Source organism: Sorangium sp. So ce385, assembly GCF_051474135.1.
Classification (GTDB): domain Bacteria; phylum Myxococcota_A; class Polyangia; order Polyangiales; family Polyangiaceae; genus Sorangium; species Sorangium cellulosum_D.
Genome location: NZ_CP150337.1, coordinates 12,432,624 through 12,450,249 on the forward strand (window position 1 = coordinate 12,432,624; position 17,626 = coordinate 12,450,249).

The window sequence follows — 17,626 nt, forward strand, 5'->3', positions numbered from 1 at the left end:
CACGCGGGCGAGCCGCACACAGGGAGAACTGCATGAGGTTAGCTACATCGGCGCTGCTGGGCATGACTGTTACGCTGTCGGGCCTTTCGGCGCTAGCACAGCCTGGACCCCAGGGCCCGGCGCAACCCGCGCCGGCGCCACCTCCGGCCGCAGCGCCGCCGCCCGCCGGCGCGGTGCCGCCCGCCGGTGCCGTGCCGCCCGCCGGTGCCGTGCCGCCCGCCGGTGCCGTGCCGCCCGCCGGTGCGGCAACGCCGGCGCCGCCTGCCGCCGCGGCGCCGGCGCCGCCGCCGGAGCCGGTGCCGCCGCCGGCAGCGCAGCTTCCGCCGCCGCCTCCTCCGGGCGCGCCGGCAATCGCCGCACCGCCGCCGCCGCCGGCGGAGGTGTTCGCGCCGACCGCCGAGGCCGCGGTCGTGAAGGAGCAGCAGCCGCTCGCCGGCTGGCACGGCGGCTTCTTCTTGCGGGACGCCAACGACACCTTCCGGCTGTACCCGAAGGGGAGGATGAACCTCGACTTCTACAGCACCTTCGGCGGCGGCGTGTCGGACGTGAGCGCGACGAGCGGCGGGGGCGCGCTCAAGCCGCGCTTCTTCGTCCGCCGCGCGCGGCTGGAGCTGGCCGGCGAGTTCCTGAAGAAGTGGTCCTTCGACGTCGACGTCGATTTCGGCGGCCAGGGGCTCGCGAACACGAACGGCAGGACCGAGAACGCCGCCGCGGCTCCCGGCCAGACGCCGACCGCCGAGACCGCGCGCTTCGCCCCCGTCGAGAGCACGACCTCGAACGCGGTGCTCGCCGACGTCTGGATCAACTACTCGGTCATGCCGGCGCTGAACTTCATGTTCGGGCAGTACTCGACGTTCTTCTCGATGGATAACCAGACGAGCGACAACAGCTCGACGTTCCTCGAGCGCAACATCGCGACCCGGAGCTTCACCTACCCCGAGGGCAAGGACATCGGCCTGACCATCTGGGGCGACGTCGCCGACAGGATGCTCGGCTACGGCGTCAGCGTGCTCGCCGGCGACGGGCAGAACCGGCCCGGCGTCGACGCCCCGCCCGATTTCGTCGCCCGCGTCTTCGCGCGCCCGTTCGGTGGCGACAAGAAGGCGTTGCTCGCGAAGGCGCAGATCGGCATCAGCGCGCGCCACGGCGAGCGAGACCAGGAGTTCGTGGGCTACGACTACTCGCCCATCAGGACGGGGCAGGGCTACGCGCTCTGGGGCGCCGGCTACACGGACTCGCTGAAGCGGCCGATCCACGTCATCCCGTCGGGCGCGCAGAACGCGATCGGCGGCGAGCTCCGGCTGCCCATCAAGATGGTCGAGCTCCGGGCCGAGGCCTACTACGTCGCGAACAACACGCGCGAGGCCGTGGAGGGCTATCAGCTCACCAACACCGAGCGGCTCGGGCAGGTGAGGGGGCTCGGGTGGTACGTGCAGCTCTCGGGGTGGCCGGTGGGCGACGCCTTCGTCAACGGGGATCCGGGGTTCAGCCCGCGCCCCACCAAGATCGACCTCTCGAAGGAGCTCGAGAAGCCGAAGGCGGGCCTCGAGGTCGCCGCGCTCCTCGCTGGGATCAACGCGACGTACGACGGCGCGTCCCGCGAGGGCGCGTACGACGAGAAGACGCCGGGCGCCGAGAACGGGCCGGGCACCGACCTCAACGTCCTGCAGATCGGCCTCGCCGCGAACTACTGGCATACGAAGAACGTGCGGCTCGGCGTGAATTACAACGCCTACCTGACGCCGGGCAGCGGCTCGAGCGACAACCTCCTCCGGGTGCCGGGCAACACCCTGACCGAGCCCGATCCGGATGCGCACGCGCTGCACGAGCTCAGCGCCCGGCTCAGCCTGTCCTTCTAGGCGCGCGTCGCCGCCTCCCTCGCCGCGGCCGGCGCGCCGGCCGCGCTCCTCGATCGTTCGTTTGCCCTCCAACGAAGCGCGCCGGCACGCCCCCTGCGCGGCGCGCCGCGGCGCGGGCCGCAGGCCGGCCAAATGGCGCGCCTCAATTTTGGCCCAGGACACCCCGGCGGGGTACCCGTCGGGCCATGCGCGAGATGCGTCAGTGGATCGCCGTCGGTGCAGCCGTGGGGCTCGTGGCGGTGACCCTCCCCATGCTGCGCGAGCACGACGTCCAGCTCGGAGGGCTGCTCGCCAAGAAGACGACCGCCGGCGGGCCGAAGATCACGCGGACCGTGACGCCGCCGCCGCTCACGGACCTCGACCTCACGCGCATCGACGATCGGAGGAGCCCGCCGACGGCGCCGGCGCACGGCGGCCGCGTCGCGGAGCTGACCCTCGATCCGACGTACCAGCGCGCGGCGATCGGCTTCCTGCGGGCCGGCCAGGTCCCGGAGGGCGCGGTCGTGATGACCGATATCCGCACCGGCAAGGTGCTCGTCTGGGCGAGCTACGTGCACGAAGGCGCGCTGCACGACGTCGCCGCGGAGGCCACCGCGCCGTCGGCGAGCATCTTCAAGGTCGTGACGGGCACCGCCCTCGTCGAGGCCGGCCTGAGCCCGAACACGAAGCAGTGTTACTCGGGCGGCGAGCACTCGATCCGGCCGGCCGACATGATCGACAACAAGCGGCGCGACAAGTACTGCGCGACGCTCGCGCAGGCGATGGGCCGGAGCATCAACACGGTGTTCGCGCGGCTCGCCGCCAAGAACCTCGATCACGAGAAGCTCGGCGCCGTGGCCGCGAAGCTCGGCTGGGGGCAGGACACGCCGTTCGACGTGAAGGTCGCGGCGAGCACGATCTCGCTGCCGGAAGACGAGCTCGGCTTCGCGCGCACCGCGGCGGGCTTCTGGAACACGACGCTGTCGCCGTTCCAGGGGGCGAACCTGGCGACCACCCTCGCGAACGGCGGCGAGATGATCCGGCTCCACGTCGTGTCGAGCGTCAAGGACGAGGCCGGCGAGATCTACCAGGGCGTGAGCGAGCGGCAGGTGCTCAAGCGCGTGATGGACGAGAGCACGGCGAGCGCGGTGACCACGATGATGGAGGCGACGGTGGATAACGGGACGAGCTACCGCTCGTTCCACGATCGCAACGGCCGCCCCTACCTCCCGGATATCCGCGTCGCTGGCAAGACGGGGACGCTCACGAAGCCGACGCCCGAAGGGCCCTTCTACACCTGGTTCGTCGGCTTCGCCCCGAGCCGCAAGCCGGAGGTTGCGATCTCGGTGATGGTCGCCAACGGCGCGAAATGGCGCGTGAAGGCGACCAACGTCGCGTGCGACATGCTCCGCACCTACTTCGCGGACAAGGGCGCGCCCGGCGTGACCGATCCGAACAACCGGACCGGAACGACCGCCCGGCGATGACGCACGCCCGGGCGGGCCGCCGAGACGCGGCGCGATAGGCCCGGGTCCGGCGCGCTGCGCGGCGTCGCGCGGCTCGGCGCAGCAGCGTCCGAGCGTGGCGAAGCGTCCGGACCGAGCCGACGCGGCCGGCAGCGCCGCCCGCCCCCGAGCTGGGCGTCAGGCAGACCACGCGTCGGCTGCCGGATCCCACCGCATCGCCGAGTGCGCTCGGCAGGATTCCGCCCTGGCCGCGATCCAACAATCCGGCGATGACGACCCGCGCGAGCGATGTGTCCGCTCGATGGCTGCCGGGTTTGCAGGACCATTGTACGCCTGCGGCAGCGATCCATTTATAGAACTTTTCCGCCCAGGGCCGGCTCCGCTACCACCTGCTCGCCGTCCGCGGCGCGAAGGTCCGGGCCGCTCCGATGCAACCGGACACCCTGGGCCAGGGTGGGACCTAGTTGCGAGAGGTGCTGCTTGTGCAGCTTGTGCTCGGCCGAGATCTGCGTGCTAGCATCTCTGTTGTGCAGGTTGTGCTCCGCAAGCTCGGCCGGGGATCGCGCGCAGTCGTTGGCCGGCTCGTCCGTGCACCACGGAAAGGCTCGGTCATCGTCATCGAGTTCTCCGACGGAATGCATGAATATGTGACGACGCCGGTCAAGCGCGTGTTGCGTCTCGCCGGGCGCGAGGTCTTCTACATAGAGACCGTGAACTCCCGGTACCGCCTCGAGGTCCGCGGCCGCGAGGTGGCGCTGGACGGCGCGGTCGGCGGCTGAGCGCTGCCGGGTGCGCCCGGGCCGCGCGAATCCCGCGCCGCGTGAATCCCGCGCCGCGTGAATCCCGCGCCCAACGCGCCGACGTGCTCACGTAACACCGCGCAACTACCCGGCAAATCGCGTAGATCCCGCAGGCGGCGGCCCGCGAGCGGTCGGCCTGGCCAGGCGTCGTACTGCACGCGCGTCTAGCGCGAGAACTGCGTTTCGGAGCGCATTGCCCCTTGCGCTTCCATGCGCTCTTGGGCAGAGTCCCGCTCCCTTTGAGGGGCCCCGCGGTAGGCCATCCACCGGTGCAGGATGGGGCTCGCCTGGCGAGCTGTCGTCACGATGCCGCGCCCGTGCCCCCGACCGTGAGGAGATTGAAGCATGGGCAAGCGCGATCGTCGCCAGTCGATGAAGATGAGGCGCCGCAAGGCGCAGGCTGCCAAGAAGGAGCGCGCCAAGCGCAGCAAGCTGTCGAGGGCCACGACGGAGGTCGCCGGCAAGGCGAAGAAGCCTCGCGCCCCCAAGAGCGCCGCCGCTCCCGCGACCCCTGCCCCGGCTTCCTGACGGTGCGCGGCCGGTCCGCCGGCCGTGCGCTGGATCCATCCCGCAGAACCGCCCCGACCTTCCTCGAGCTCGCGCCCGCCGCCGCCGTGCGGGTCCGGCGCGATCCCAGCGATCGCCGAGATCGCGCCCGCCGCCGCCGTGAGGGCCCCGGCGCGCGGTCCGCTGCGTAGCCTTGTGCCGCCCGGTTCAGCGGCGGCGTTCACTCGTCACGAATGACGCGCGTGTGAAGGCTCAGGCCGGGCTGCCGGCCCGGGTCGATCGCGCCCGCCGCCTCGCCAGTCGGCTTCTCCTTGGGCGGGGGCTCGCCGAGCAGGCCAGCGTCGCCGTCCTTTCGCTCCTCGCCGACCAGCTCCCAGTGGCCTCGCTCGTCGCGCCAGCGCTGCGCGATCCGGGTGGTGCGGACCGTGGCCTCGTCGTGCCGCAGCCAGAGGACGTCGAGGTAGACCTCGGCCTCGTCGCGCTGGGTCATCTCGAAGCCGCCGAACTCCACGTCGACGACCCGGAGGCGAGCGCCCCAATCGGCGTGGCGGCGCATGAAGTCCTCCCGCGCCGTCGATCCGACGCGCTCGAGCGCGACATCCATGCGGCCGAACCGGGCCGCCGTGTTCATCTCGAGCGCCGCCTCGGTGAGGCGCTGGGAGTTGCTCGGGGCGATGCCGCAGCCGGCGAGGAGGGCGAGGCTCAGGGCGAGGAGGGCGCGCATGGCCGACCACCGTGGGCGAAGGGGCCGGCGGGGGCAAAGTTTCCGGCGGCGCGGGCGCTCAGAACGAGTTCGTCGCGACGAAGTAGAGCTGGCCGCCCGGGATCGCGAGCGGGCTCAGGCCGACCGCGTACCCGAAGCGCAGCTGCGACGCGAGGACGTACCCGAGCGTCAAGCTCAGCCACACCTCGCCGCCGATCGAGGTGTGCAGCTGGGGCGAGTAGAGCAGGCTCCCCTGCGTGAAGAGCGCGAGGTCGTCCGTCTCGAAGCGGTTGAATGCGCCGCCGTGGTCGAGGAAGAGGCTCGCGTCGATGCGGCGCAGGTAGAGCGGCAGCGTCGAGAGGCCGCGATCGGGCTCCAGGACGGGCACGCGGTACTCGAACGTCTGCGAGAAATACGAGCGGCCGGCCACCACGCCCGGCGCGTAGCCGCGGAGCGTGAACGAGCTATTCGTGACGCCGGTGAGCAGGGTGTCGATGAGCGTGAGGTTCTCGAGATCGTACCCGCCGACCGCGTAGGCGGCGCCCCGAGGGAAGTTGCCGCCGGAGACCGCCCCGGCGACGCGGAAGGCGAGGGTGTGGTCGCCAGGCCAGGGCATCGCGACGTAGGCGCTGAGCGAGGTCGAGAACGCGTAGGTCGTATAGCTGCTGCCCGTCTCCGGGCCGGCGTAATCGAGGCCCGCGTTGAGCGAGATCCCGCGCGGCGCGCCGGACGCCTCGATCGAGCCCTCGGCGTTCGAGAACCCATAGCCGATGTGCGCGAGGTTCAGCGTGCCCTGCGGCGGGAGGATGGTCCGCGGCGCGTACGGGTCGAGCTCGCTGCCGATGGGGAGCTGCCCCTTGAAGGCGACGCTGCTGAACGACGCGGCGAGGCTCTGCCGCGAGAACTCGCCGCGGATCGGGTAGCTGACGCCCGAGACGACGCCGATCGATCGCTCGTCGTAGGTGACGTTGCGGCCGCTGATGCGGTAGCCGCTGCGCGGGGTCATGGCGTAGTACGCGCGGACGCCGAGATCGATGGGCAGCCGCCCGTAGGTGTACCCGACGAGGACGGTCGGGGCGGGCGCGTCCGGCTGCACGGTGAGCTCGCCGAAGACCGAGTGACGACCGACGATGTCCGAGCCGGTCACGCTCACCGTCAGCGCGTTCGACCCGTAGCTCCCGGGCGCGTAGTCGAGCGTGATCGCGCGCGGCGCGAGCGTCGGAAGCGGGTTGTACGGCGAGCGCTCGAGCCGCACCGCCGCGGGCGCGGTCGGCGGATCGGGGCGATCGGTCGGGGGCGGCGGCGCCGGGAGGAAGCGCGCCGGATCGAGCGGCATGACGAAGAGGTCGTGGCCGCGGGACGTATATCCGACATAGACAAGCGTCTTGCCGTCGGGGCTGATCGCCGGATGGAAGGCCCCGAGTCTCACGTTGGTGACCTGCCGCAGCGCGCCGGTCGAGAGCGCGTACGCGTAGACGTTGTGGATGCCGGTGCGGTCCGAGGTGAAATAGAGCGTCTCGCCGTCGGGCGACCAGACCGGGCTCATGTCGGTCGCGCGATCGCGCGTCACCTCGCGGAAGCTGCCGGTGGCGACGTCCACCACGCGGATGTCGCGGTAGCCGCCGGCGGTCCAGGCGCTGTAGGCGAGGCGCTTGCCGTCGGGGGAGAACGACGGGGAGTAGGCCTGCTCGAAGCGGGCGCTCGGCACGAGATCGCGCCGCTCCGAGAGGGCGCCGTCCCGCGAGAGCCGCGCGATCTCGAGGTAGCGGGTGCCCTTGCTGTTGAGCGAGAAGGCGACGAGATCGCCGGTCGGGCTCACGTCCGGGGCCGAGGACCGGAGGCCGCGCGTCAGCTGGCGGCGCGAGGGCTCGTCGCCGTCGGGCGCCTCCTCACCGCGCGGGAGGAAGACGAGGTCGTCCCGGTAGTACTGATTGCGCCACGGCATGAGCGCCGCGAAGATCATGTCGCCGGCCGGCGTGAACGCCGGTCGCGAGGCCGTGTTGGTGCGCGCGACGAGCGCTTCCTTGCGCTCGGTCCCGGGCGCGGGCGCGGCGAGCGAGAGGCGGTAGATGCCGGGGCGCTCGCGGCCGTCGTCGCGGAAGTAGACGATCTCGTCCGCGGACGTCCGACGCGCGACGGGCGGAACGAACCGCGGGTAATGAACGGTGCGGCCGTGGTGCGTGAGCCGCGCGCCCTCGCGGAGGCCGCGCGCCTCCACGGCCGCCATCTGCTCCCGGTAGAGCCGGCGGAGGTGGTCCTTCCAGCCCTCGTACAGCTCGACGTAGGTCTTGCCGGTGGCGCGGCGGATGGCGCGGTTGATCCCCCACGGGACGAGCGACGCGCCGTAGTCGGCGGAGACGGCGCGCATCGTGTTCGGCCCGTAGACGTCGAGGATCCAGCCCAGGAACCTCGAGCCGTAGAGGTACCAGAGGGTGCCCTGCGGCCAGCGGAACGGGGAGCTCGAGATCTGGTCGAGCCCCGCGATGTTGTCCTCGAGCACGTCGGCGCGCAGGTACATGTCGAACATGGTCGAGCGCATCCGGCCGCCGCTCGTGTGGTTGCTCTCGCTCACGACGGCGAGCCCCTCGATGATCCACCGCGGCTGCACCTGGTTCGGCGAGAACGACTTGCCCACGATCGCGTTCAGGATCGCGGGGATGCCCGACGTGTTGTCGATGTGCGCGATGTGCGTGAACTCGTGCGTGAGCAGGTCGAGGTACCAGTCGTCGTAGTCGCCGAGCGTCGACATGTCCTCGGGCCCCGACGCGAGGAGGTGGATCGCGTTGTACGGGAGCGTGCCGGCCGATCCGTTCGCGATCTCCGCGTCGTCGGTGATCACGATCTCGGTGCGGTCCCGCGGGGCGTAGCCGAGCGCGCCCTCGACGCGCCCGTAGATCGTCTCGGCGAGCGCGGCGATGCGCGCCGCGACGGGCTCGAGGCCTTGCGGGTGGTGCACCCGGAAGTGGTCGGTCTCGTAGGTCCAGAACGCGAGATCGGGATCGCCGGTCGCCCGGGCGGGCCGCGCCGCGAGGAGCAGCAGCGCCGCGAGGGCGACGGCGGAGACGACGGAGGCTGCGCGGTGGAGCGGCCGGCTCGCCCGCGAGCCGGAGCGCGAGAAGAAACGGTTCACCAGGATCGAGGCGGCGTGGCGGCGTCAGAGGTCGTCGTAGAAGAGCGGCTCCCTGTTGCGCGTGAACCGGGAAACGAGCTGGCGGCCCTCCGCCGAGATCTGCGTGATCCGGGCGCCGAAGCCCGGCTCGGCCGAGTCCTTCGAGCCGCCGGCCTCGCGCGTCCACCGGACCGCCGCCATCGCGGTGAACTCGTAGTCGCCCGGCAGGCGGACACGCAAGGTCACGACGGAGCCGATCGGCGGGATCTTGTAGGTCGCGACGAAGATGCCCCCGTGCTCGATGACGTCGTTGCCAGCGAGCCCCTTGTAAAAGTTCGACGGGGTCAGAGCGCCGAGCTCGACGTCGACGACGGCGGCGGGCGCGCGGTTGTCGACCGGCGGCTGGGCGGCCTGGGGCGGCGGCGCTCGGCGCGCGTCCGCAGCCGGGTGAGGCGCGGCGGGGTACGCGGGCGCGGCCGGCGCATGCCGCTGCGGCTGCGGCGAGGGCAGCGTCTGCTGGAGGTGCGGAGGGGCGGCCACCGCGGCGGGCGCGGGGGCGGCCGCCGCGACCGGCGGCGGCGCAGCGACCGGGGCGGGCGCGCGGGCCGCTGCGACGGGTGCGGGCGCGGCTACCGGGACGGGGACGGGCGCGGGCGCCACCGCGACGGGTGCTGGCGCCACCGCGACGGGCGCTGGCGCCACCGCGACGGGTGCTGGCGCCACCGCGACGGGCGCTGGCGCCACCGCGACGGGTGCTGGCGCCACCGCGACGGGTGCTGGCGCCACCGCGACCGGCGGCGGCGCGGCCGCCGCTGCGGGCGCCGGCGGCTGCGCGCCTGCGGCGGCCTGCGCCCTGCTCAGCGCGTGCACCTTGCTCAGCGAGGAGGCGACGTGCTCCATCAAGACGTCGATCACGGGATCGGCCACCGTGATCCTCTGCAGGCGGTTCAAGACGTCGCGCACGTGGCCGAGCGCGATCTCGCTGCCTTCGAGGGTCTGTCCCCCGGAGCGCTCGATGCGGTGCATGATGCCCATCGCCTGCGCGATCGGCTCGGCGAGCGCCTCGACTTCCGGCGACACTCCCCCGTTCGACTGGAGCGCATTGAGCGCCGATGCGAGCAGTTCGCGGGCGCTTTTCGCAAGCTGCGCGGGTTCCGACATGAATCCTCCGAAGGGCGCATCCTACGCGGTCGCGCGCGCGTAGGTTCAGGTTTCGATGGCCCGCGCGCCGGCCAGGCGGCCCCGCCGGCGCCGCGGCCGGTAGCCGAGCGCGCCCGGGCCGGCCGTCACCCGCTCGGCGCGCCCGACGCCACGAGCGCCGCGAGCTCGCCCGCCGACGCCGGCTCGCCGTCGATCTCCCCCTCCAGCAGCGCGACGGCCGTGTCGCCGGTCCTCACGAGGACGACCCCGCTCTGCGCCACCGCCTCGCCCGGCGCGAGCGCCCCCGGGAAGACCGGCGCCGGCGCGGCCCGCAGGACGATGACGCAGGCGCCCTCGATCTCGGTCCACGCCCCCGGCGCCGGCGCGAGGGCGCGGATGTGCCGGAGCACGCGCTCCGTCGGCCAGGACCAGCAGATCGCGCACGCCTCGTCGTCCGGCGCGGGCGCCTGCGTCGCGAGCGCCGGATCCTGGGCGACGCCCGCCACCTCCTCGCCGCGCGCGAACCGGGCGACCGTGCGTCGCAGGACGCGCAGGCTCGGCCGGTCCAGCGCGCGGGCGAGCTGCCACGCGGTCCACGCCGGATCGATCGGGAGCCGCTCCTGGTCGAGGATGTCGCCGGTGTCGTACTCCGCCTCGATCCGGTGCGCCGTGACGCCGCTCTCGGCGTCGCCCGCGGCGATCGCCCAGTAGGTGGGATCCGGCCCGCGGTGGCGCGGGAGCAGCGAGGGGTGCACGCCGATCCCGCCGAGCCGCGCAGCCCGCACGAGCGACATCGGCAGGCGCGTGGTCCAGAACCAGCTGACCAGGAGATCGGGCGCGAGCGCCTCGACGCGCGACCTGAGCTCGGGGCCGTCGACGTCGGGGCGCAGGAGGAGGCGCTCGCCGAAGAGGCGGCGGGCGCGGCGGAGCCCCACCGCGTCGGCGCGGCTGATCGCGGCGAGCGCGATCTCGTGGCCGTCGCCGTGGAGCAGCAGCGCGGCCAGCGGGAGGCCGAAAAAGGCGACCCGGAGGGGGCGCTCGCCCGGGCGTCGGCCGAAAAGTTTTCCGTGTCCGAGCAGGCTGATAGGTGAAGGGTCCGATGGCGGCGCCCCCTCCGCAAGGCTCATTTCGTCCGGCGCTCCGGCCCGGCCACCGCTACGACGCGTCCGCCGCGCGCCGGCCGATCCTCGTGTTCGAGGACGTATATAAGTCGTACCGCGCGGATCAGCCGGTGCTCCGGGGGATGTCGCTCTCGATCGAGCGCGGCGAGTTCGTGTTCATCACCGGCCCGAGCGGCTCGGGGAAGAGCACGCTCCTCCGGCTCGTGCACCGCACCGAGCGCGTCGACGACGGCCGCATCCTCTTCCTCGGCCGGGACATCGCGCGCCTGACCGACGCGTCGATCCCCGCGCTCCGGCGCAACATCGGCTTCGTGTTCCAGGATTTCAAGCTGGTCCCGAGCTGGACGGTGTTCGACAACGTGGCGATCGCGCTCGAGGTCCTCGGGCTGCCGTCGCGCCTGCTCCGGACCCGGGTCGGCGAGGCGCTCGAGCGCGTCGGCCTGTCGGGGCGCGGCGGCGACCGGGCGCAGGTGCTGAGCGGCGGCGAGCAGCAGCGCGTCTCGATCGCGCGCGCGATCGTCGGGGAGCCGACGCTGATCCTGGCGGACGAGCCGACGGGCAACCTCGACCCGCAGCTCGCGATCGATCTGCTCGGGCTGTTCGAGGACATCCACGAGACCGGCACGACGGTCCTGTTCGCGACGCACGATCGGACGCTGCTCGACGTGCGCCCGCGGCGCGTGGTGGTGCTCGACGACGGCAAGGCGACGGACGTGCCGCACGGCCTCGGGTCCGGCGGCGAGCTCGCCGGCGACGAGGGCGAGGACGAGATGGACAGCGGCGTGCGCGGCGCGGCGTAGCGCCGAGGGCTCCGGCTCAGGCGGCGGGGATAGAAGAGGGAACGGGATGCAGACGAGCGAGCGTGACGATCGGCGGCGATGGCTTCGCACCTGGCGGGCCGGGAGGAGCGACTGGCGCCTGCAGGCGCTGTCGATCTTCTCGCTCGCGGTCGCGTTCGTCTGCCTCGCGTCGGCCCTCCTCGTGGTCACGAACCTCATGGCCGTGCGCGATCGCTGGTCGCGCGCGGGCCGCGCCACGATCTACCTGCGCGACAGCGCGACCGACGCGGAGATCGCGGAGCTCACCCGCGCGCTCGAGGGCACGGAGGGGGTCAAGAAGGTCCGCCTGGTGACGAGCGCCGAGGCGCGCCGCGAGGTGGTGCACGACGACGGCGACAAAGCGCTCGCCGCGCTGCCGCCGAGCGCGTTCCCGGCGTCCCTCGAGGTCGGCTTCACCGAGGAGATCTCCGACGAGGCGCTCGCGTCGATGACCGTGAAGCTGCGCGCCCTGCCGGCCGTGGACACGGTGGAGACCTACCAGCGCTGGACGGAGCGGCTCTCGTCGCTCCTCGGCGGCGGCGTGGCCGCGAGCACCTGCCTCGCGGCGATCGTCCTCTGCGCCGTCGTCAGCGTCATCGGCTCGACGATGCGCCTCCTCTTGCACCGCCGGAAGATCGAGGTCGAGGTGCTGAAGCTGGTCGGCGCGACCGACGGCTTCGTGCGCCGGCCGTTCATCGTCGAGGGCGCGACGCAGGGCGCGGCCGGCGCGGCCGGCGCGCTCCTCATGCTCGGCGCGCTGTTCCTGATGGTGCGGGGCCGCTTCGATCACGAGCTCGCCAACCTGCTCGGCGTCTCGCCGTCGTTCCTGCCCTGGGAGATCGCGCTCGGCATGGTCGCCCTCGGCGCCGCCCTCGGCGCCGCCACCGCGCTGCTCACGCTGCGCAAGATGGTGGCCGTGTGAGGCGCCGCGCCCGGCTCGCGCCGATCGCGCTGGCGCTCTTGACCGGCGCGGCGACCAGCGGCGCCGCGGTCCCGGCGGCCGACGCCCCGTCGCCCTCGGCCTCGCTGGCGGCGCCGGCGGCGCGCCCGAGCTCCGCGCTGGCGGAGAACGATCTCGATCGGCTGCTCGCGAAGCTCGACGCCGAGGAGAAGGCGCTGCGCGCGGAGCTCGACTCCATCGGCCCCGCGCTCGAGCTCACCCGCCGCCGGATGGTCGCGCGCGGCCGCGCGTACTACCGCCACGTCCGCGCCGGCTTCCTCCCGGTGGGCGGCGGGTTCGACGCGCTGGTCGACCACGCCGCCCGCGTGGAGCGCACCCGGCTCGCGCTCGAGCGCGATCTCGCCCGCGAGGCCGAGCTGACCCGGCGCAGCGCCGAGCTCGCGGATCGGCTCACGCACCTCGGCGCAGAGCGCGCGCCGCTCGAGGTGCACCGCGAGGCGATGAACCGCGCGCGGGTCGCGCTGGCCCAGGAGGAGGAGCGCCGCGCCGCGTTCGCGCGCGCGTTCGAGACGAGCGTGCGCCCCGACTACCTCGCGATCTACGGCGCCGACACCGGCCCCGCCGAGCTCGATCGGCGCGCCGGCTTCCGCTCGCTCCTCGGGCGGCTCCCCTTCCCCATCGCCGGCCGCGCCGAGGTGCGCAAGGTGTCGCGCCGCGGCGCCGGCGGGCCCGGCGTCGAGCTCACCGCGCTCTCCGGCGCGCCGGTCCGCAGCGTGGCCGCGGGGCGGGTCGCCTTCGCCGACACCTACGCGGACTACGGGCTCACGGTGATCGTCGATCACGGCGAGCGGCACTACTCGGTGTACGCGAACCTCGGCGCCGCCGACGTGCGCGCCGGCGATCAGGTCGCAGGCGGGGCGCGGCTGGGCACGGTCGGGAGCGGGCCGGACGGCGCCAAGCTCTACTTCGAGCTCCGGCGCGGCGCCGAGGTGATCGACCCGGGCCCCTGGTTCGGGATGTAGCGCGCAGGACCGCTGGACCGACCGCAGGGCGCCTCGCCCGCCGCGCGCCGCCGCGAGGCGAGCCCGTGCGTCGCCCGAGTTGTGCTAAGGCGGCCCTCGTGAATCGCCCTGACGGCCGCGCCCTCGACGTCCACCGCCCGGTGGAGATGATCCTCGGGTTCCACCGCAACGCGGAGGGGTCCGTCCTCTACCGCGCCGGGAGGACGGTCGTGCTCTGCACGGCGTCGGTCGAGCCCACCGTGCCCGCGTGGATGATCGGCAAGGGGACGGGCTGGCTCACGGCCGAGTACCAGATGCACCCGCGATCGAGCCCGACCCGGAGGGAGCCGCGCGACGGGCGGGGCAAGGCGCCGAGCGGGCGCACGCAGGAGATCCAGCGGCTCATCGGGCGCGCGCTCCGCGCGGCGGTCGACATGAAGCAGCTCGGCGAGCAGACGATCGCGATCGACTGCGACATCCTCGAGGCGGACGGGGGCACGCGGACCGCGTCGATCACCGCCGGGTTCGTGGCGCTCGCGCTGGCGCTCGACCGGATGCGCGCGGCCGGGTCGCTCAAGGGGCCGGCGCTCCGCGATCAGGTGGCGGCGATCAGCGTGGGCCACCTCCCGGGCGGGCTCGCCCTGGACCTCGTGTACACGGAGGACAGCGCGGCGCGCGTCGACATGAACGTCGTGGCGACCGCGGTCGGCTCGATCGTCGAGGTCCAGGCGACCGCCGAGGACGAGGCCATCCCCCGGACGGAGCTCGACCGCATGATCGACCTCGCGCTCGCGGGCGTGGCGTCGCTCGCGAGCGCGCAGCACCGCGCGCTGAGCGACGCCGGCGTCGACCTCGCGGCGCTGTTCCAGACCGATCACTGGAGGGTCGCGTGAGCCGGGAGCCGCTCCGCCTGCTCGCCGCGACCTCGAACCGGGGCAAGCTCGCGGAGCTCCGATCGCTGCTCGCCGATCTCCCGATCGAGGTGCGCTCGCTGGCCGAGGTGCTGCCGGACGCGCCGCCGGTGGTCGAGGACGGCGCGACCTTCCTGGAGAACGCGCTCCTCAAGGTGCGCGCCGGGGCGCTCCGGTCGGGCCTCGTGACGCTCGCCGAGGACTCGGGGCTCGAGGTGGACGCGCTCGGCGGCCGGCCGGGCGTGCGGTCCGCCCGCTTCGCCGGCGAGCACGCGACCGACGCGGAGAACAACGCGGCGCTGCTCGCGGCGCTCGCGGACGTGCCGGACGACCAGCGTCGAGCGCGCTTCCGCTGCGTGATGGTCCTGCTCGATCCGCGGACCGCGGAGCAGCCCGTCGTCACCGAAGGGCGCTGCGAGGGGTGGATCGCCAGGCAGCCCAAGGGCTCGGGCGGCTTCGGCTACGACCCGCTGTTCGTCGTGGAAGCGTACGGACGGACGATGGCCGAGCTCGGCGAGGCCGAGAAGAACCGCGTGAGCCACCGCGGCGAGGCGACGCTGGCGATGCGCTCCGCGCTGGAGGCGCTGATCGCGCGGCGGTAGGCCGGCGCGACGCGCGACGCCGTCGGAGCGCTCCGACGGCGGTTGACCCCGTCCGGGACCGCTTGTAATCGCGACCCGAGGCACCCAAGTACTGCCTGGTGATCGGATCCCCTGATGAAGCAGGACTGGAAGGCCGTCGGAAGCTACGGGACCGTCGGTCTCGAGGTGGTGCTCTGCATCCTGGTCGGCCTGTTCATCGGCCGCTGGCTCGACGCGAAGCTCGGGACCGAGCCGTACCTCGCGGTGCTCTGGTTCTTCTTCGGCCTCGGCGCCGCCGGCAAGGCGGTCCACCGGGCGTGGAGGGAGATGCAGGCGGCGGCCGCGCGCGAGGAGCGCGAGCAGGGGAACCCCGCGCCGATGTTCGACGACCGCAAGGCGCGCGCGGACGAGCGCGCGACGAGCGGTCACGGGAACCGCCGAGCGGACTCGATCGACGTCGTCCCCTACCCCGACGAGCGGCAGCCCGCGAAGGAGCACGATGAGCGCTGAGCGAAGCCCCGGGACGCGCGGCGGCGGCCCGCCGCACGAGGAGCCCGACGCGGACGGACAGCCCGGCGTCGGCGACGCGACCATGCAGGCCGTGCTCCGCTGGGTGGCCGGCACCGCGGCGGTCCTGTCCGTGGCCGCGCTGCTCGCGTACGGCGTGCGCGCGGCGCTCGGCGTCGGCATCGGGGGCGCCATCGCCACCGCGAACCTGTACGTCTTCGCGCGCATCGTCGACGCGTTCCTCTCGCGCAGGGGCCGCACCGTGTCGTGGACGCTGATCGCGATCATCAAGCTGCTCGGCCTGATGGGCGGCGTCTGGCTCGTCCTGAAGAGCGAGCTCGTCTCGGGGGTCGCGCTGATGGTCGGCTACGCGTCGCTCGTGGTCGGCATCACCCTGGGGACGCTGTTCGGGCCGAAGCCCCCGGCCGACGGAGCCCCCCCTGGCGCCCGCGGCTGAGCTCCCGCGTCGGCCGGCGCCGCCGCGAGCGACCCGCGCGACGCGGCGGAACGTCGGCGCGCTCCAGGGTGCCCACCGTAAAGGAGTTGTGGTAGAGGCGAGGCCCCTCGACCGAGGGCGAACTCCCCCAAGGCGCGCCGGCGCGCGCGGCCGTCCCGGCACAGCCGCGCGGCCGTCGGCGCGGCGCATCGACGACGAAAGCCATGCCTGAGCATACAGGGTTCCTCACGTACCTCCTGGCGCAGCTCCCCGGACTCCGGGAGAACGCTCGCAACATCGGCAAGACGTTCATCGGTCACCACACGGTGGACTACCGCGGGACCGAGCCGATCTTCATGAGCCTCCTCATCATGGTGCTGTTCGTGCTGCTCGCGAGCGAGGTGCGCGGGCAGTACCGGCGCCTGAACGAGTCCGTGGTCCCGGAGGACAAGCTCACGCTGCGCACGTTCTTCGAGGCGTTCTTCGGCTACTTCTACGGCATGGCTCGGGACGTGATGGGGCCCGAGAACGCGAAGCGGTACTTCCCGCTCATCGGGGGCTCGGCGGCGTTCATCTTCTTCTCGAACGCGTCGGCGCTCATCCCGGGCGTCAACCCGCCGACCTCGAACCTGAACGTCACGATCGGGTGCGCGGTCGTGGTGTTCGTCCTTTTCAACTACTACGGGCTGAAGGAGAACGGCTGGGGCTACATCGCTCACCTCGCCGGGCCGAAGTGGTACCTCGCGCCGCTCATCTTCCCCATCGAGGTCATCTCCACCTGCGTCCGTCCGGTCACGCTCTCGATCCGGCTCATGCTCAACATCGGGGTCGACCACCTCGTGGCGAGCATCTTCCTCGGGCTGGTCGCGCTGTTCGTCCCGGTGCCGCTGATGTTCCTGGCGATCATCGTCATCGTCGTGCAGACGCTGGTGTTCTGCCTGCTGAGCTGCATCTACATCGGGCTCGCGACGGAGAAGGCGGACCACCATCACTGATCGCTTCGCCTGACCGCTCGATCAGGCATCACCCGGCGCCGAGGAGAACGGCGCTGGAGGTGAAGAGAAGGCTAGCCAGCCCTCGAAAATCGGATTAGAGGGGCCCCGCTGTCGATGGGTTGCCCCAGAGCGGTGGGTGGACTGCACGAGCGCGTCCCCTACCGAGCAGTCGAAGAGGTCCCGGGAGCGATCCCCGGTTCTCGAGGGGGTGCCGCCCGCGCGGCCCCCGACCCACGCAGATGTACGCATGCAGCCCCGCGGGCTGTGTGGCTTGAAAGGAGCAGATTCGGATGTCGCTGAAGAGCAAGCTGTCGCTGTCCGCCGTTGTCGGCACTGCGCTGGTACTGGTTCCCGCTATGGCGCTGGCGCAGGATGGCGCGGCGTCGAACAAGTACGACGCGAACTCGTGGCTCGCCGTCGCTGCCGGATTCGCGATCGGCATCGCTGCCCTCGGCGGCACCATGGGCCAGGGGCGCGCCGCTGCGGCCGCCCTCGAGGGTATCTCCCGGAACCCGGGCGCCGCGGCCCGGATCCAGACCCCGATGATCCTCGGCCTGGCGCTCATCGAGTCGCTCGTGCTCCTCTCCTGGGTCATCGCCTTCTTCCTCCAGGGCAAGATCGCCCTCTGAGCCAGCGCCGGCCGCGCCCACCGGGTCCGGCTCCGCTGCTCCTTTCTCCCCTCCCGCTGCGCCGGCCGAGCGCCCCTTCGATGGGATCTCGCCTGCGCGCGCGCTCCCTCTCCTGCGCATAGACCCATCGATGCCGCGGCTTGCGCGACCGGCTCGCGCGCGC

At 72.9% G+C, this 17,626-nt stretch carries 17 protein-coding genes; 13 read left to right on the plus strand and 4 right to left on the minus strand.

Annotated features, from left to right (window positions below; all coding sequences use genetic code 11):
• The first annotated feature begins 227 nt into the window (after positions 1-227).
• The 4 genes from WME83_RS45555 (at position 228) to WME83_RS45570 (ending at position 4,632) form a co-directional block, all read left to right on the plus strand.
• Positions 228-1,859 carry a porin gene (locus tag WME83_RS45555; protein WP_437315963.1) on the plus strand — a complete coding sequence of 544 codons (1,632 nt, stop codon included), beginning with the start codon at positions 228-230 and terminating at the stop codon, positions 1,857-1,859.
• A 185-nt stretch (positions 1,860-2,044) separates the two neighbouring features.
• A complete protein-coding gene (locus WME83_RS45560; protein WP_437315964.1) occupies positions 2,045-3,325 on the plus strand; it encodes a penicillin-binding transpeptidase domain-containing protein in 1,281 nt (426 codons plus the stop codon).
• 461 nt (positions 3,326-3,786) lie between these two features.
• On the plus strand, positions 3,787-4,083 hold the full coding sequence (locus WME83_RS45565) for a hypothetical protein (RefSeq protein WP_148314458.1): 297 nt from the start codon (positions 3,787-3,789) through the stop codon (positions 4,081-4,083).
• Positions 4,084-4,449: 366 nt separating this feature from the next.
• Positions 4,450-4,632 (plus strand): hypothetical protein, encoded by a 183-nt coding sequence (locus WME83_RS45570; RefSeq protein ID WP_020740990.1) that lies wholly within the window; start codon positions 4,450-4,452, stop codon positions 4,630-4,632.
• Positions 4,633-4,831: 199 nt separating this feature from the next.
• Here WME83_RS45570 and WME83_RS45575 read toward each other — a convergent pair whose 3' ends face one another.
• From WME83_RS45575 to WME83_RS45590, 4 genes are all read right to left on the minus strand, one after another.
• Positions 4,832-5,335 carry a hypothetical protein gene (locus WME83_RS45575; RefSeq protein WP_437315965.1) on the minus strand — a complete coding sequence of 168 codons (504 nt, stop codon included), beginning with the start codon at positions 5,333-5,335 and terminating at the stop codon, positions 4,832-4,834.
• Positions 5,336-5,393: 58 nt separating this feature from the next.
• Positions 5,394-8,444, minus strand: a complete 3,051-nt coding sequence (locus WME83_RS45580) for a BamA/TamA family outer membrane protein (protein WP_437315966.1) — start codon at positions 8,442-8,444, stop codon at positions 5,394-5,396.
• 24 nt (positions 8,445-8,468) lie between these two features.
• The gene (locus tag WME83_RS45585) at positions 8,469-9,503 is read right to left on the minus strand and encodes a hypothetical protein (RefSeq protein WP_437315967.1); all 1,035 of its coding nucleotides are present in this window, start codon (positions 9,501-9,503) and stop codon (positions 8,469-8,471) included.
• 206 nt (positions 9,504-9,709) lie between these two features.
• Positions 9,710-10,690: a methionyl-tRNA formyltransferase gene (locus tag WME83_RS45590; protein WP_437315968.1), complete on the minus strand. Its 981-nt coding sequence runs from the start codon at positions 10,688-10,690 to the stop codon at positions 9,710-9,712.
• Between WME83_RS45590 and WME83_RS45595 the strand changes: the two genes are divergently transcribed.
• The 9 genes from WME83_RS45595 to WME83_RS45635 all read left to right on the plus strand — a co-directional run bounded on the left by WME83_RS45595 (position 10,663) and on the right by WME83_RS45635 (position 17,463).
• Positions 10,663-11,484 carry a cell division ATP-binding protein FtsE gene (locus WME83_RS45595; protein WP_437315969.1) on the plus strand — a complete coding sequence of 274 codons (822 nt, stop codon included), beginning with the start codon at positions 10,663-10,665 and terminating at the stop codon, positions 11,482-11,484. The genes WME83_RS45590 and WME83_RS45595 overlap by 28 nt on opposite strands.
• Before the next feature lie 46 nt (positions 11,485-11,530).
• A complete protein-coding gene (locus WME83_RS45600) occupies positions 11,531-12,424 on the plus strand; it encodes a cell division protein FtsX (RefSeq protein ID WP_437315970.1) in 894 nt (297 codons plus the stop codon).
• The gene (locus WME83_RS45605) at positions 12,421-13,425 is read left to right on the plus strand and encodes a murein hydrolase activator EnvC family protein (protein ID WP_437315971.1); all 1,005 of its coding nucleotides are present in this window, start codon (positions 12,421-12,423) and stop codon (positions 13,423-13,425) included. Before WME83_RS45600 ends, WME83_RS45605 begins: the two co-directional genes overlap by 4 nt.
• A gap of 98 nt (positions 13,426-13,523) precedes the next feature.
• Positions 13,524-14,297, plus strand: coding sequence for a ribonuclease PH (rph, locus tag WME83_RS45610; protein WP_437315972.1), 774 nt, complete (start codon positions 13,524-13,526; stop codon positions 14,295-14,297).
• Entirely contained in the window at positions 14,294-14,917 is a 624-nt protein-coding gene (rdgB, locus tag WME83_RS45615) for an RdgB/HAM1 family non-canonical purine NTP pyrophosphatase (RefSeq protein ID WP_437315973.1), read from the plus strand. Before rph ends, rdgB begins: the two co-directional genes overlap by 4 nt.
• Positions 14,918-15,031: 114 nt before the next feature.
• Entirely contained in the window at positions 15,032-15,406 is a 375-nt protein-coding gene (locus tag WME83_RS45620) for an AtpZ/AtpI family protein (protein WP_437315974.1), read from the plus strand.
• Positions 15,396-15,860, plus strand: a complete 465-nt coding sequence (locus WME83_RS45625) for an ATP synthase subunit I (RefSeq protein ID WP_437315975.1) — start codon at positions 15,396-15,398, stop codon at positions 15,858-15,860. Before WME83_RS45620 ends, WME83_RS45625 begins: the two co-directional genes overlap by 11 nt.
• A 203-nt stretch (positions 15,861-16,063) precedes the next feature.
• Positions 16,064-16,834: a F0F1 ATP synthase subunit A gene (gene atpB, locus WME83_RS45630; protein WP_437315976.1), complete on the plus strand. Its 771-nt coding sequence runs from the start codon at positions 16,064-16,066 to the stop codon at positions 16,832-16,834.
• 290 nt (positions 16,835-17,124) lie between these two features.
• A complete protein-coding gene (locus WME83_RS45635; RefSeq protein ID WP_061622327.1) occupies positions 17,125-17,463 on the plus strand; it encodes an ATP synthase F0 subunit C in 339 nt (112 codons plus the stop codon).
• Positions 17,464-17,626 lie beyond the last annotated feature (163 nt).